This is a genomic window from Alloyangia pacifica (genome assembly GCF_900116195.1).
Lineage (GTDB): Bacteria > Pseudomonadota > Alphaproteobacteria > Rhodobacterales > Rhodobacteraceae > Salipiger > Salipiger pacificus.
Genome location: NZ_FOZW01000004.1, coordinates 72,186 through 85,495 on the forward strand (window position 1 = coordinate 72,186; position 13,310 = coordinate 85,495).

At 67.1% G+C, this 13,310-nt stretch carries 15 protein-coding genes; 8 read left to right on the forward strand and 7 right to left on the reverse strand.

Translation table 11 applies throughout. The annotated features are described in order from the left end of the window. The first annotated feature begins 188 nt into the window (after positions 1 to 188). Entirely contained in the window at positions 189 to 1,094 is a 906-nt protein-coding gene (truB, locus tag BM397_RS09840; RefSeq protein WP_092423428.1) for a tRNA pseudouridine(55) synthase TruB, read from the forward strand. 3 nt (positions 1,095 to 1,097) lie between these two features. Here truB and BM397_RS09845 read toward each other — a convergent pair whose 3' ends face one another. Together BM397_RS09845 and BM397_RS09850 are read right to left on the reverse strand one after the other, a co-directional pair. After that, the gene (locus tag BM397_RS09845; protein ID WP_092423430.1) at positions 1,098 to 1,925 is read right to left on the reverse strand and encodes an alpha/beta fold hydrolase; all 828 of its coding nucleotides are present in this window, start codon (positions 1,923 to 1,925) and stop codon (positions 1,098 to 1,100) included. Next, a complete protein-coding gene (locus tag BM397_RS09850) occupies positions 1,925 to 2,614 on the reverse strand; it encodes a haloacid dehalogenase type II (RefSeq protein ID WP_092423432.1) in 690 nt (229 codons plus the stop codon). Before BM397_RS09850 ends, BM397_RS09845 begins: the two co-directional genes overlap by 1 nt. A gap of 238 nt (positions 2,615 to 2,852) precedes the next feature. Between BM397_RS09850 and BM397_RS09855 the strand changes: the two genes are divergently transcribed. Then, a complete protein-coding gene (locus tag BM397_RS09855; RefSeq protein WP_092423435.1) occupies positions 2,853 to 3,281 on the forward strand; it encodes an FKBP-type peptidyl-prolyl cis-trans isomerase in 429 nt (142 codons plus the stop codon). A 102-nt stretch (positions 3,282 to 3,383) separates the two neighbouring features. Here the strand turns inward: BM397_RS09855 and BM397_RS09860 are convergent, their stop codons facing one another. Beyond that, positions 3,384 to 4,370: a quinone oxidoreductase family protein gene (locus tag BM397_RS09860; RefSeq protein WP_092423437.1), complete on the reverse strand. Its 987-nt coding sequence runs from the start codon at positions 4,368 to 4,370 to the stop codon at positions 3,384 to 3,386. Positions 4,371 to 4,598: 228 nt separating this feature from the next. On the opposite strand from BM397_RS09860, the gene BM397_RS09865 reads away from it, so the two are divergent. Next, complete coding sequence (locus tag BM397_RS09865; RefSeq protein WP_092423438.1) at positions 4,599 to 5,465, forward strand: DUF2189 domain-containing protein; 867 nt, start codon at positions 4,599 to 4,601, stop codon at positions 5,463 to 5,465. A gap of 42 nt (positions 5,466 to 5,507) precedes the next feature. Here the strand turns inward: BM397_RS09865 and BM397_RS09870 are convergent, their stop codons facing one another. Further along, positions 5,508 to 6,491, reverse strand: coding sequence for an NAD(P)H-quinone oxidoreductase (locus BM397_RS09870; protein ID WP_092423439.1), 984 nt, complete (start codon positions 6,489 to 6,491; stop codon positions 5,508 to 5,510). Between the two features lie 37 nt (positions 6,492 to 6,528). Then, positions 6,529 to 7,215 carry a COQ9 family protein gene (locus BM397_RS09875; RefSeq protein ID WP_092423441.1) on the reverse strand — a complete coding sequence of 229 codons (687 nt, stop codon included), beginning with the start codon at positions 7,213 to 7,215 and terminating at the stop codon, positions 6,529 to 6,531. Between the two features lie 116 nt (positions 7,216 to 7,331). Here BM397_RS09875 and rpsU point away from each other — a divergent pair, with 116 nt between their 5' ends. Both rpsU and BM397_RS09885 read left to right on the forward strand, forming a co-directional pair. After that, positions 7,332 to 7,538 (forward strand): 30S ribosomal protein S21, encoded by a 207-nt coding sequence (rpsU, locus tag BM397_RS09880; RefSeq protein WP_008885097.1) that lies wholly within the window; start codon positions 7,332 to 7,334, stop codon positions 7,536 to 7,538. 202 nt (positions 7,539 to 7,740) lie between these two features. Beyond that, positions 7,741 to 8,394, forward strand: a complete 654-nt coding sequence (locus BM397_RS09885) for an HAD hydrolase-like protein (protein ID WP_092423443.1) — start codon at positions 7,741 to 7,743, stop codon at positions 8,392 to 8,394. Positions 8,395 to 8,483: 89 nt separating this feature from the next. Here the strand turns inward: BM397_RS09885 and BM397_RS09890 are convergent, their stop codons facing one another. Further along, positions 8,484 to 9,953 (reverse strand): D-alanyl-D-alanine carboxypeptidase family protein, encoded by a 1,470-nt coding sequence (locus BM397_RS09890; protein WP_092423445.1) that lies wholly within the window; start codon positions 9,951 to 9,953, stop codon positions 8,484 to 8,486. Between the two features lie 336 nt (positions 9,954 to 10,289). Then, a complete protein-coding gene (locus BM397_RS09895; protein WP_092423446.1) occupies positions 10,290 to 10,988 on the reverse strand; it encodes an HAD family hydrolase in 699 nt (232 codons plus the stop codon). Between the two features lie 141 nt (positions 10,989 to 11,129). Here BM397_RS09895 and clpS point away from each other — a divergent pair, with 141 nt between their 5' ends. The 3 genes from clpS to BM397_RS09910 are packed head-to-tail and all read left to right on the forward strand — an operon-like array spanning position 11,130 to position 13,296. Then, a complete protein-coding gene (gene clpS, locus BM397_RS09900; RefSeq protein WP_245696050.1) occupies positions 11,130 to 11,456 on the forward strand; it encodes an ATP-dependent Clp protease adapter ClpS in 327 nt (108 codons plus the stop codon). Between the two features lie 24 nt (positions 11,457 to 11,480). Continuing rightward, entirely contained in the window at positions 11,481 to 12,458 is a 978-nt protein-coding gene (locus BM397_RS09905; RefSeq protein WP_092423450.1) for a class I SAM-dependent methyltransferase, read from the forward strand. A gap of 37 nt (positions 12,459 to 12,495) precedes the next feature. Then, positions 12,496 to 13,296 (forward strand): SDR family NAD(P)-dependent oxidoreductase, encoded by an 801-nt coding sequence (locus BM397_RS09910; RefSeq protein WP_092423452.1) that lies wholly within the window; start codon positions 12,496 to 12,498, stop codon positions 13,294 to 13,296. Positions 13,297 to 13,310: the final 14 nt, after the last annotated feature.

Here is a 13,310-nt window from a genome sequence, read left to right on the forward strand (position 1 = left end):
CTCCTTGTTCGTGGCGCGGACCCTAGCGGTCGCGGCGGCGGGAGGGAAGGCGGTCGGGCAGGCACATTCCTTGCCCACCCGAAGCACGCCCCCGCCGTCTCACGCGGCACCGGCGCAGATTGACTCCCGCGCCCCGGGCCTGCTAGCAGGCGCGCCTTGATGACATACGCAGAGGCGCGGGGACACCAATGGCACGCAAGAAGGGTCGCGACATTTCCGGCTGGCTGATCGTCGACAAACCGGCGGGCATGACCTCGACCTCGGTGGTCAACAAGGTCCGCTGGGCGCTGGCGGCGAAGAAGGCCGGCCACGCGGGCACGCTCGACCCCGAGGCGACCGGCGTACTGGCCGTGGCGCTCGGCGAGGCGACCAAGACCGTGCCCTATATCACCGACGCGATGAAGGCCTACCGCTTCGTGGTGCGCCTGGGGCAGGCGACCAACACCGACGATGCCGAGGGCGAGACCCTGCGCGAGAGCGCCGAGCGCCCCTCGGATGCGGAGATCAAGGAAGCGCTGCACCAGTTCGTCGGCGACATCCAGCAGGTGCCGCCGCAGTTCTCGGCAGTGAAGGTGGATGGCGAGCGTGCCTACAAGCGGGCGCGGGACGGCGAGGAGATGGAGCTTTCGGCCCGTCCACTCTTCGTGGAATCGCTGATCATGCTCGAACGCATCGACGCCGACCATGTCGAGCTGGAGATGGTTTGCGGCAAGGGCGGCTACGTGCGCTCGATCGCCCGCGATCTCGGCGAGGCGCTCGGCTGCCATGGCCACGTGCTGCGCCTGCGCCGGGTCTGGTCCGGGCCGTTCGAGGCCTCGGACGGGATCAGCGTCGAGGAGATCGACGCGCTGGCGAAGACGCCCGAGCTGGATGAGAAGCTGCTGCCGCTGCAGGTGGGTCTTGCCGATCTGCCCGAGCTGCGCTGCACGCCGGAAGGCGCAGCGCGGCTGCGCAACGGCAACCCCGGCATGGTGATCCCCGGCGAGGCCGAATATGGCGACGAGGCCTGGGCGTCCTTCGAAGGCAAGCCGGTGGCCGTGGGCATCTTCAAGGCAGGCGAGCTGCACCCGAACCGGGTGTTCAACCTCGACTGAGGCCTAGCCGAGCATCTTCAGCCAGCGCCGCAGCGCGTCCAGCGACTCCGGCTCGTCGAGGAACGGGACGTGGCCGCGGCCGGGGATCTCGGCGGCGATCATGTCCGGGCGGCGGCGCTGCATCTCGGCGAAGGTCTCGGCGGTCAGCAGGGTCGAGCCGTCTCCGCGCAGGGCGCAGAGCGGCAGGCCCTTGAAGGCGTCGAAAAGCGGCCAGAGATCCGGCGCGGGCTGCGCGCCGGCCTCGAGCACCGCGTCGCGCAGGCGAGGATCATACTGGATCTGCAGTCCTTCCGGTGTCTCGCGGTAGAATTTCGTCACCTCTTCCATCCAGCGCCCCGGTGGCACGTCGCGGAAGGCGGTCATGCCCATGGCCATCTTCTCGGCCGCCTCATCGTAAGTCTGCCATGCCGGGTTGCGGCCGATGTAATCCTTGATGACCGCCAGGCCAGCATCGCCGATCTCGGGACCGATGTCGTTGAGCGCGACGCCGAGCAGCCGCTCCTTGACCGTCGCAGCCAGCACCATCGCGATCAGTCCCCCGCGCGAGGTGCCGAGAACCGCCACCCGTTTCAGCCCGAGGTGATCCATCAGCTCCACCGCGTCGCGACCCTCGATGGGGATGGTGTAGCTGGCGTGATCGGTCCAGTCCGACTGCCCGCGCCCGCGGTAGTCCATGCGGATCAGCCGCACCTTCGCGGGATCGAGATGGGCCGCGAGGTAGTCGAAGTCCCGCCCGTCTCGGGTGAGACCCGCGAGGCAGAGCAGCGGAATGCCGTGGCCCTCGTCTGTGTAGTGGATCGACAGGCCGTCGGAGGTGGTGAACTCGGGCATCAAAGAAGCTCCGGAATTGTGGTCAGGTCGCTCAGAACATACTGCGGGCGGCCGGGCAGGCGGTCCATGGGCTCGCCGGCCCGGTTGACCCAGGCGGTGGTGAAGCCGTAGGCCGCCGCGCTGCCCGCGTCCCAGCCGTTGGAGGAAACGAAGAGTATCTCGCCAGGTTCCGTGCCGAAGCGCGTGCCGACGAGGTCGTAGACCGCGCGGGCGGGCTTGAAGACGCCCACGTCCTCGACGGAGAGCACGGCGTCGAGATAGCTCTCGAGCCCGGCGCTGGAGACCGCGCCGTCCAGCATGTCCGGGCTGCCGTTCGACAGGATGGCGCAGTTCAGCCCCTGCGCCTTCAGCGTGGCGAGGAGCTTTGGCACCTCCGGATAGGCCGAGAGTTCCCAGTAGAGGCCCAGCAGCGTCTCGCGCAGCTCGGCGTCCCGCAGGCCGTGCCGGTCCATCGCCCAGTCGAGCCCGTCCTGCGTCACCTGCCAGAAGCTGCAGTGATCGCCGGTCACCGCGCGCAGCCAGCTGTACTCGAGCTGCTTGCGCCGCCAGTCGGCGGAGAGGGCCGGCCAGACCTCGGCAAGTGTTGCCTGCCCCGGGGCTTCGGCGGCGCGGCGGGCGGCGGCGGAGACGTCGAAGAGCGTGCCGTAGGCGTCGAAGACGCAGGTGGTGATCTTGCCGGTTTGGGTCATGGGCCTCGCTGTCCTCCTCGCGATCCGGTGCAGGGTGGCACGGTGCGGAGCCTGTCGGAAGGGCGAATGTGCAGAGGTTTGCAGGCATGGGGAGATGCCGCGCATCGGCGTTTCGGACATCCTCTTTGCAATCCCGGGTCAGCATGCTTAGGTTGGGGGGGAGAGCAAACGAGCACCCGCCGCGACAGGTGGCCTCGTCCCATCCACAGAACTTTCCCAAAAAGATCGGAGACACCCCATGACGCAGGTCAAGACCGGCGACACCGTGCGTATTCACTACACCGGCACCCTGAATGACGGCACCACCTTCGATTCCAGCGCGGGTCGCGACCCGCTGGAATTCCAGGTCGGCTCGGGTCAGATCATCCCCGGCCTCGACAAGGCGATGGCCGGAATGACCGTCGGCGAGAAGAAAACCGTCGAGGTCGCGTCCGAGGAAGCCTATGGCCCGGTGCACCCCGAGGCGCGCCAGACTGTGCCGCGCGCCGAGATCCCCGACAACATCCCGCTCGACCTCGGCACCCCGCTGCAGATGCAGACCCCGACCGGCCAGGTCGTGCAGGTGACCGTTGCCGAGGTGACCGAGACCGAGGTGACCCTCGACGCCAACCACCCGCTGGCGGGCAAGGACCTGACCTTTGCCATCGAGCTGGTCGAGATCGCCTGATCGGGGCTGACTGTTCGAGGCCTCGGCCTCGTTTGAAATGAGAACGGCGCGGGGAGACCCCCGCGCCGTTTTCCTTTTCTCAGGCTGGTCCGGTTCCCGCCCTCACTCCAGCGTCAGGATGGTCTGGCCGGTGGTCTTGCGGGCCTCGAGCGCGCGGTGCGCCTCGGCAACCTCGGCCAGCGGGAAGCGCTGGTCGATGCGGATCTTCACCGCGCCCGAGGAGACCTTGCCGAAGAGCATCGCTGCCATCTCCTGGCAGGCCGCCGGGTCGGCGATATGGGCAAAGAGCGTCGGGCGGGTGACCTTCAGCGAGCCCTTCTGCGCGAGGATGCCGAGGTTGAAGGCCTCGACCGGGCCCGAGGCATTGCCGAAGGAGATCATCATGCCCAGCGGCTTGAGGCAGTCGAGCGAGCCGATGAAGGTCGAGGCGCCGATGGAGTCCATCACCACGTCGACACCCTTGCCGTCGGTCAGCTCGCGCGTGCGCTTGGTGAAATCCTCGGTGTTGTAGTTGATGCAGGCATCCGCGCCATGGTCGAGCGCCAGCTGGCACTTCTCGTCCGACCCGGCGGTGCCGATCAGGCGGATGCCCTCGGATTTCGCCCATTGGCAGGCGATGAGGCCGACGCCGCCCGCGGCGGCGTGGAACAGCACCGTGTCGCCCTTCTTCAGCGGGGTGGTGCGGTGGAAGAGGTACTGCACGGTCAGCCCCTTCAGCATCATCGCCGCGCCCTCCTCGAAGGAGATGTCCTCGGGGAGCTTGCAGACTTGCGCGGCGGGCATCACGCGTGCCTCGGTATAGGCACCCGGCGGGGTGGCGGCATAGGCGGCGCGATCACCGGGCGCGAGGTGGGTAACGCCTTCGCCGACCGCCTCGATCACGCCGGCGGCCTCCATGCCAAGGGCGTGCGGCAGCTGCAGCGGGTAGAGGCCCGAGCGCTGGTAGCAGTCGATGAAGTTGAGGCCGCAGGCCTTGTGGCGGATGCGGATCTCGCCGGGTCCGGGCTCGCCCACCGGCCAGTCGACCAGCTTGAGCGCCTCGGGGCCTCCGTTTTCCTCGATGATGACGGTGCGGGCTGTCTCGGCCATGGGCGTGTCCTCCTGTCTGGTGTTTGCGCCAGACCCTGCGACGCGGCGCAGGCGGGGGCAAGGGGGGATGTTGGGCGGTGCCGATCATGCATCGCGCCGAGGTGATGCACCGCGAGGGCAATTCGTGCTACGGTGGAGGAATACGCGCGGCCGGCCCGTCTGGTCTTCGGCGCGTGCCAGGACCAGACCCGCGATTGGCGCTGCGCGCGACGCCAAGGGAGGAGGCTCATGGCACAGACACCTCATACGATCGGAAACCCGCTGAGCTGGGCTGCGCAGCAGCTCTCGGCAGCGGGCTCACATGTCTCGGCTGCAACGCGCGAGCTCGGGACCGACCATGCCCACACCCCGCGGCGGGTGCGGACGATGGCGATGTCGGACATCTCGGACTCGCTGCGCGCCGGCTGGGAGGACTTCAAGGCCTGCCGCAGCGACGTGCTGTTCATCGTGCTCATCTACCCCGTCATGGGGCTGCTGCTGATGGGCATGGCGTTTCACCAGGCACTGCTGCCGCTGCTGTTTCCCATGGCGGCGGGCTTTGCCATCATCGGGCCGATGGCGGCCATCGGGCTCTACGAGATGAGCCGGAAGCGCGAGATGGGGCTCGAGGCCACCTGGCGCGATGCCTTCGCGGTGCTCGGCTCGCCGGCCTTCGGGGCGATGCTGGTGATGGGGCTCTACCTCGTCGCGCTGTTCTGCGCCTGGATGCTGACGGCGCATTTCATCCATCTGGTGACAATGGGACCGGCCACGCAGCAGAGCATGGGCGCCTTCCTGTCGGAGGTGTTCAACACCACCGGCGGCTGGTGGATGATCGTGCTGGGCTGCGGCGTGGGCTTTGTCTTCGCGCTGGTGGCACTGGCGGTCTCGGTGGTTTCGTTCCAGCTGCTGCTGCACCGGCACGTCGGCGCGCCGGTGGCGGTGATGACCTCGGTGCACGTGCTGCAGAAGAACCCGAAGGTGGTGCTCTGCTGGGGCGCGGTGATTGCCGTGATGCTGGTGCTGGGATCGCTGCCGCTGCTGCTGGGGCTGATGGTGGTGCTGCCGCTGCTCGGCCACGCAAGCTGGCATTTCTATCGCCGCGCGGTGGCGTGAAGATAGCGCCCGGCAGCTATGCTGCCGGGCTGCAGGGCCGATTTAGGCGACCTTGAGGACGATCTTGCCGATGTGGGTCGAGCCTTCCATCCGGGCGTGCGCCTCGGCGGCCTGATCGAGCGTGAAGTCCGAGTCCATCACCGGCGCGACCCGGCCCGCCTCGAGAAGCGGCCAGACGTTCTCGCGCAGCGCCTCGGCGATGCGCGCCTTGGCCAGGTCGCTCTGCGGGCGCAGGGTCGAGCCGGTGATCGTCAGGCGCCGCATCATCACCTGCGCGAAGTTGAGCTCGGCCTTGGGGCCCTGCAGGAAGGCGATCTGCACCAGCCGACCCTCATCTGCCAGCGCCTTGACGTTGCGCGGGATGTAGTCGCCGCCGACCATGTCGAGGATCAGGTTCGCTCCGCCCAGACCGCGCATCACCTCGACGAAATCTTCTTCGCGGTAATTGATCGCCCGCTCGGCGCCGAGCTTCTCGCAGGCGGCACATTTGTCTGCCGAGCCGGCTGTGGCAAAGACCCGCGCGCCGAGGGCGCTGGCAAGCTGGATCGCCGTGGTGCCGATGCCCGAGGAGCCGCCATGCACGAGGAAGCGCTCGCCGGCCTGCAGCGCGCCACGCTGGAAGACATTGCTCCAGACGGTGAAGAAGGTCTCGGGCAGGCAGGCGGCCTCGCGCAGTCCCATGCCCGCAGGAACGGGCAGGCAATGCGCGGCGGGCGTCGCGACATACTCGGCGTAGCCGCCGCCGGGCAGCAGCGCGCAGACCTCGTCGCCCACCGCGGGCCAGCTGACGCCGGGGCCGGTAGCGATGATCTCGCCCGAGCATTCGAGCCCGGGCAGGTCGGAAGCGCCCGGAGGCGGTGCGTAGCTGCCGGCGCGCTGCAACGCGTCGGGGCGGTTCACCCCGGCGTAGGCAACGCGGATCACCACCTGGCCGTGGCCGGCTTCGGGCACGGGGCGTTCGGTGAGGCGCAGCACCTCGGGGCCGCCGGGCTCCGAGATCTCGACGGCGCGCATGGTCTTGGTCATTCTATGTCCTGTCTTGCGTCAGGGTAGGGCAGGGGGCTCAGCGCGGGGCGGTCCAGCCGCCGGGCAGCCCGTGGCGCGGGCTCTTCGGCGCACGCAGCCTGCCGAGCACTTTCTCGGGGCCGGCGGCCAGCACCTTGCCCAGCACGGGTGTGGCACGGACCTTCGCCTTGGTTTTCTCGAAACGCATCACATCCTCGATGCGGCGGTCGAGGAACTCCCAGGTGGCGTGGCTGTCGGGCGAATCGTCGCCCAGCCAGAAGAGCACCGTGGACGAATAGACCGCGCTCAGCGTCGCGCGTTTCGTGTACCAGTTGAAATCCCGCGAAGTGTCGCCCAGCTCCGTCCAGATACGGTCGGCGGTGCCCCAGATCAGCTTGGCACCGTCGGGGGCGTACATCGGCAGGGCAAAGAGCGTGGTGCCGCGGCGCACCGCCTCGCGGTCGTCCACGGCCTCGATCCGGGTGCGGACGGCCAGTGCCACGCGATCGCGGAAGCGCATCTCGGACTGGTCTATCTCCTTGAGACGCGCGGACATCGCCTCGTCGCCGCGCCGGTGGAAGGCAATCGCCATGTCCACCGCGCCGCGCGGATAGAGCCCGCGGGCCACCACCGGGTCGATCCCGGCATCGCTTGCCGCCGCGCGGAAGGTCGTCTCAGACCAACCGTCGAAGGCGACATGGTTCAGCGCCGCATCCAGCAGGCGCCCGGCAATTTCTTCACTCATGGGGCCTCTCCTTCGACTCAATGGGTAGGAGTCTAGACAAGATTGGCAACCCTTGCTATAGACCGGCTTCCTGCAATTTCCTTGCAACTCAAAACTAGAAAGGTGGTGAAAACCACATGCAGGTTAGTGTTCGCGACAACAACGTCGATCAGGCGCTCCGCGCCCTGAAGAAGAAGCTGCAGCGCGAAGGCGTGTTCCGTGAAATGAAGCTTCGGCAGCATTTCGAGAAACCGTCCGAGAAGAAGGCTCGCGAGAAAGCCGAGGCCGTCCGCCGCGCCCGCAAGCTGGCGCGCAAGAAGGCTCAGCGCGAAGGTCTCCTCTGAGTTTACGCTCGTGAGATCTATCTCGTGAGGTCAGGCAGCTGACCTTCCGACACGAAGAAGTTGACGACCCCCGGGGCTCTGCCTTTCGGGGGTTTGTCGTATCTGGGGGGTAGCGTTCGGCCGGGGCCGCGGCTGGCTGTCCCGCGCCGGGTACGGTATCGAGGTACGGTATGGATCAGGGCGTGACCTCTGAGGGACCGGCATGGACAAATTCGTACTCTTCGACCTCGACGGAACGTTGGTGGACCCGGCGCCGGGCATCATCGGCGCCTTCAAACATGCGCTTTTCACGCTCGGGCAGCCGGTGCCCGCGGATGAAGCGCTGCACTGGGTGATCGGTCCGCCGCTGCGTGAGAGTTTCGCGCGGATGCTCGGGGCGTCCGATAGGGTCGAGGAGGCGGTGGCGCTCTATCGCGAGGTCTACGGCGAGACCGGACTTTTCGAGGCTGAGCCTTATGCCGGTATTCCGGAGGTGCTGACGGATCTGCGCGACGCGGGCTACCGGCTGTTCTTGTGCACCGCCAAACCCCTGCCATTCGCCCGCCGTGTCGTTGCGCATTTCGGGTTGGATCCCTGGTTCGAGGCGCTCTACGGGGCGGAACTGGGAGGGCGTTTCGATGACAAGGCCGACCTGATCGCACATATCCTGAAGGAACAGGGCTTCTCGGCAGGGCAGGGAGTCATGGTCGGCGACCGCGACAACGACACCCACGCGGCAAAGCGCAATGACATGGCGTCGGTCGGCGTGCTCTGGGGCTACGGCAGCCGGGCGGAGCTGGTGGAGACCGGGGCGACGGTCCTGTGCGACACGCCGGCAGCAATCCTTCCTTCAATCGAGGCGCTTCTGATTCGCTGACGCCTCTTCCCCGGGGCATGAAAAAGCCCGCCGGCATCGCTGCCGGCGGGCTTTTCTGTCCGTCGTCGAGGGGACAATGTCCGAGTACGTCAGCCCGGCCCGATCATGAAACAGGTGACCTGCCGGGCCTGCAGGCGGCGACAGGCAAGGTCCGCCGTTTCGCGCGTGAGCCCCATGAAGTTGGCGTCGAAGCCGCTGGAGTGATCGACCACTTTGCGCAGCGAGCCATCGAGCGTGGCGGTTTCCATCAGCGCGGTCTGCAGCAGCACCTTCTCGGCGGCATAGCGGCTGGGATAGCGCCCGACGTTGATGCCCCAGTGGCGCCCGCCCGAGGTCGATACGCGGGTGACCACCTCCTGCGCTGCGGGCTCTGCAGAAGCCACTGCGATCGTCGCGGTCTGCGGCTCTGCGGCGGGAGCGGGGGCGCTGGCCATCAGCATCGCCTGCGGGCGTCGCACGGGCTTGATCGAGGCATCGGGGGCGATGCCGGTGCCGCTGGCGAGATCGCTTGCGGTGTCGCCCTCGGCGACCACGAGGTCTTCGGCAACGCGCGCGATGTCGATTGGCTTCGGCGCCTCGGCCACGGCGGGCGCCACGGCGGCGACCTGCACGGTCTCCAGGACGCTGTTGATGTCATCCTCGACGCCGGCCACCAGCGGGGCCACGTCGGCGCTGCTGACGCCCGGACGAATCTGCGGGCGGAGACTCTTGGTCACTGCGGCCGCGGCGACGCGGATCGACTTGCCGCGCAGGCCCGAATCGTTGGCATCGGCCCCGGCGACCATGAGGTCGCTGCCACCGACGCGGCCCATGTAAGGCGGTTTCGCGGGGCGGCGCAGTGCGACGTTGGTCGCGGCGCGCTTGAAGCCGAGGTTCAGAAGTTCGGCGCTCTTGGCGTTGCGGGCGGCGGTGGAGGTGCCACCGAAGACCACCGAGATGATCCGTTCGCGTCCGCGCTCCGCAGAGGCGACGAGATTGAAGCCTGCGGCGCGGGTGTAACCGGTCTTGATCCCGTCTGCGCCCTGGTAGGCGGCGAGGAAGCGGCGGTTGGTGTTGGCCACCTCGCGCATGCCGGCGTCTGTGGTGCGGCGCGAGAAAAGGTTATAGTAGCCCGGGTAATCGTAGAGGATATGCCGCCCCATGATCGCCATGTCATGGGCAGTCGACAGGTGGCCGTCGGAGGTCAGGCCGTTGGCGTTCTTGAAGGTGGTGCGGGTCATCCCCAGCGCCTTGGCCGTGCGGTTCATGCGGCGGGCGAAGGCGGCTTCCGACCCCTCGATGGCCTCGCCGATGGCGGTGGCGGCGTCATTGGCGGATTTCACCGCGGCGGCGCGCACCAGATAGCGGAGCTTGATCTTCTGTCCGGAGCGCAGGCCCAGCTTCGAGGGCGGCTCCGCGGCGGCATTCTTCGAGATGGTCACCACGGTGTCCATGCTGATTTCGCCGTGCTCGACCGCCTCGAAGGCGATGTAGAGCGTCATCATCTTGGTCAGTGAGGCCGGGTGGAGCCGGGTCTCTGCGTTCTCGGAAAATAGGATTTCCCCAGATCGGGCATCCATCACCAGCGCAGCGTAGGGAGCTGCCCACGCGCCGAGTGGCGCCACGAGGGCGAGCCAGATGAGTGTGAGAATGTACAGGCCTGCTCGGCCCGGTCGCTGCCTGCGCCGTCCCGTCACGGTTTTCGCCTTCTCTGCCTCTCGCCTCCGGTTTTCCGGTGGCCAACTGTTCTAGTTTGGAAAAACGCTAGCACGGAGTGGCAAAAAAATAAAGTCTGCAATGCCTTGATTTTCCGACGTTTTCTTGATCGTGATATCCTACATTTGGTAGGAGTCGCTTGCACGTACCACTATAGGGGCGATTGCGGCGCGATTACGGCATTTTTCTCCGACCTTGGGTCAGTCGAGCGTTTCCACAAGCGGAGCGAGTGCGCCGAGGTGGGGAATCTCCCGGAAACGCGGGTGATCGAGCTTCTCGTCATGCTCCAGGCTCCAGGCGAGGTCCTGCGGTACGAAGACTCCCCAGCCGCCCGCGCGGATCGCTGGATTGACGTCGGATTTCAGCGAGTTGCCCACCATCATCGCGGCTTCTGCGCCGCCGGGGCTGGCACCGAAGATGCGGGCGTAGGTCTGCGGCTGCTTGTCCGAGACGATCTCCACCGCGTCGAAAAGCTCACCCAGCCCCGAGGCCGCCAGCTTGCGTTCCTGGTGCAGCAGGTCGCCCTTGGTGATCAGCACCAGGTGAAAATCGGGCGCGAGGGCCTCGACCGCCTCCCGCGCGTGCGGCAGCAGTTCGACCGGATGCGCCAACATGTCCTGCCCGGCCGCGAGGATCTGCCCGATGACGGAGCCCGGCACGCGGCCCTCGGTGACCTCGACGGCGGTCTCGATCATCGACAGAACGAAGCCCTTCACGCCGAATCCATAGTGGCCGATATTGCGTTTTTCTGCGGCCAGCAGTCGCGCATCGAGGTCATCCCGCTCGACGTGATCCGCCAGCAGTTCGGCGAACCGCTCCTGTGTCAGGGTGAAGAAACGCTCGTTGTGCCAGAGCGTATCGTCGGCATCGAAGCCGATTGTCTGCAGTTTCGTGGCCATAATCTCGTCTCTGCTGACCGCGGGTCTTTTCTCCGCGGCTCCTTCGATTTATATAGACCCTTCAAAGCCGGAACCGCAAAGCACACGCAAAGCAAAAGCGTCCCCGAGATGACCCACCCCGTCACGGCCCAGAAATTCGTCATGTCCGACCCGAACGACCCCCGCGATGGCGAGGGCGATTCCGACGTCGTTCTGCAGACCAAGCCCAAGACCAAGCGCCCGCCGCTCTACAAGGTGCTGCTGCTGAACGACGATTACACGCCGATGGAATTCGTCGTGCATGTGCTCGAGCGCTTCTTCGGCATGACCCATGCGCAGGCCTTCGAGGTGATGCTCACCGTGCATAAGAAGGGCGTTGCGGTCGTTGGCGTGTTCAGCCACGAGATCGCCGAGACCAAGGTGGGTCAAGTGATGGACTTCGCCCGGCGCCACCAGCATCCGCTGCAATGCACCATGGAAAAGGAGTGATCCGCCCTCCGAGGCGGCTTCGCCATGTCTGATACCCGATTGAGTTTCGCGCTCGAGGGAGGTCTCGACCTGCCCTCCGAAGGGCGCATCCTGCTGCTCGGCGCGCCGGGCGATTTCGACGCCTCCGACCTGCCGCGCGAGCGCTGCACCGTCGTTCAGCGTCTCGCCCCGGATTACGCCGCCTGGGAGCGCCGCGGCTGGACCGTCGCGCTGGCCCCGGAGGGCGAGTTTGCCGCCGCAATGGTCTTCCTGCCGCGTGCCCGCGACCGGGCCGAGGCCTGGATCGCCGAGGCCAATGCCGCCGCCAAGGGTGGTCTGGTGATCGTCGACGGCCAGAAAACCGACGGCGTGGATGCCTGCCTGAAAGCCCTGCGCAAGCGCACCGAGATCACCGGTCAGGTGTCCAAGGCGCATGGCAAGACCATCTGGTTCGCCGCCACCGACGCTTTCGCCGATTGGGCCAGGGGCCCTGCGCAGCTGCCCGGCGGGCAATGGACCGCGCCCGGAGTGTTTTCCGCCGACGGGCCGGACCCCGCCAGCGAGGCGCTGCTCGCCGCGCTGCCCGAGAAGCTCGGTGCCAATGTCGCCGATCTCGGCGCGGGCTGGGGGGGGCTGGCGAACGGTATCCTGCGCCGCGAAAAGATCGCCGCGCTGCATCTGGTCGAGGCCGATCACGACGCGCTGGAGTGCGCGCGCCGCAACGTCACCGACCCGCGCGCGCAATTTCACTGGGCCGATGCACTAAGTTGGAAGCCCCCGGCGCAGCTCGACGCGGTGATCATGAACCCGCCGTTCCACACCGGGCGCAAGGCCGAACCCTCGCTCGGGCAGGCCTTCATCGACGCGGCCGCACGGGTGCTGAAACCCTCCGGCCAGCTCTGGCTCGTCGCCAATCGGCACCTGCCCTACGAGGCCCGGCTTGCCGAACGCTTCCGCAACTCCGAGGAGATCGCCGGGGATTCGCGGTTCAAGATCCTCCATGCCTCTCGCCCGGGGCGCTGATCGCGGCTAGGTTGGCGCAAACATCCAAGGGATTCCCATGAGTTTTTCCATCGAAGGCAAGACCGCCATCGTCACCGGCGCCGCCAATGGCGTGGGGCTCGCGATCGCGCGGCACTTTGCATCACGTGGTGCCAACGTCATGTTCGCCGACATGGACGAGAACCGTCTGGCGAAGGAATGCGGGCAGGTCGATGAAGAGAGCACCATGCGGTACTTCGCCGGTGACCTGCGCGAGAAGCTGACGCTGGCAAACCTGCTCTCGGCCACGCTCGACGCCTACGACCGGGTCGACATCCTGGTGAACGGCGCGCGGCAGATCCTGCCCACGAACGTGCATGATTGCGAGGATGCCTCGCTCGAGACCATGCTCGGGCAGAACCTGATGCCGGCGATGCGGCTGAGCCAGATCGTCGCCAAGCGGATGATCAAGCAGGCCGAGGGGCAGGACGTGCGCTGCGCCGGCACGATCATCAATATCTCGTCGATCGCCGCCTGCCGCACCAACCCGCATCTTCTGGGCTACTCGGTGTCGGTCGCGGCGCTGGACCAGCTGACCCGCGCGATGGCGGTGTCGCTGGCCGATCAGAAGATCCGGGTGAACTCGGTGGCCTTCGGCTCGCTGATGTCCTCGAGCCTGAAGAACATCCTCAAGGAGCACCCCGGCTACCGCGAGGAAATCGAGAAGCACACGCCCGCCGGGCGCATCGCCGGCCCCGACGAGGTCTGCGAGGCGGTGCAATTCCTCGCCGCCGAGGCCTCGGGCTTTATGACCGGGCAGATCATGACCGTGGACGGTGGCCGCACGCTGATCGACCCGGTCGGCACGCCGATGCACTGATCCGGGCAGGGGGA

Bases quoted from the DNA above. Each gene is read 5' to 3' on its own strand.
- BM397_RS09895 (WP_092423446.1), bottom strand. From the start codon at position 10,988: ATGGCCACGAAACTGCAGACAATCGGCTTCGATGCCGACGATACGCTC.
- BM397_RS09865 (WP_092423438.1), top strand. From the start codon at position 4,599: ATGGCACAGACACCTCATACGATCGGAAACCCGCTGAGCTGGGCTGCG.
- clpS (WP_245696050.1), top strand. From the start codon at position 11,130: ATGTCCGACCCGAACGACCCCCGCGATGGCGAGGGCGATTCCGACGTC.
- rpsU (WP_008885097.1), top strand. From the start codon at position 7,332: ATGCAGGTTAGTGTTCGCGACAACAACGTCGATCAGGCGCTCCGCGCC.
- BM397_RS09905 (WP_092423450.1), top strand. From the start codon at position 11,481: ATGTCTGATACCCGATTGAGTTTCGCGCTCGAGGGAGGTCTCGACCTG.
- BM397_RS09910 (WP_092423452.1), top strand. From the start codon at position 12,496: ATGAGTTTTTCCATCGAAGGCAAGACCGCCATCGTCACCGGCGCCGCC.
- BM397_RS09890 (WP_092423445.1), bottom strand. From the start codon at position 9,953: ATGGATGCCCGATCTGGGGAAATCCTATTTTCCGAGAACGCAGAGACC.
- BM397_RS09870 (WP_092423439.1), bottom strand. From the start codon at position 6,491: ATGACCAAGACCATGCGCGCCGTCGAGATCTCGGAGCCCGGCGGCCCC.
- BM397_RS09850 (WP_092423432.1), bottom strand. From the start codon at position 2,614: ATGACCCAAACCGGCAAGATCACCACCTGCGTCTTCGACGCCTACGGC.
- BM397_RS09885 (WP_092423443.1), top strand. From the start codon at position 7,741: ATGGACAAATTCGTACTCTTCGACCTCGACGGAACGTTGGTGGACCCG.
- BM397_RS09855 (WP_092423435.1), top strand. From the start codon at position 2,853: ATGACGCAGGTCAAGACCGGCGACACCGTGCGTATTCACTACACCGGC.
- BM397_RS09875 (WP_092423441.1), bottom strand. From the start codon at position 7,215: ATGAGTGAAGAAATTGCCGGGCGCCTGCTGGATGCGGCGCTGAACCAT.
- BM397_RS09860 (WP_092423437.1), bottom strand. From the start codon at position 4,370: ATGGCCGAGACAGCCCGCACCGTCATCATCGAGGAAAACGGAGGCCCC.
- BM397_RS09845 (WP_092423430.1), bottom strand. From the start codon at position 1,925: ATGCCCGAGTTCACCACCTCCGACGGCCTGTCGATCCACTACACAGAC.
- truB (WP_092423428.1), top strand. From the start codon at position 189: ATGGCACGCAAGAAGGGTCGCGACATTTCCGGCTGGCTGATCGTCGAC.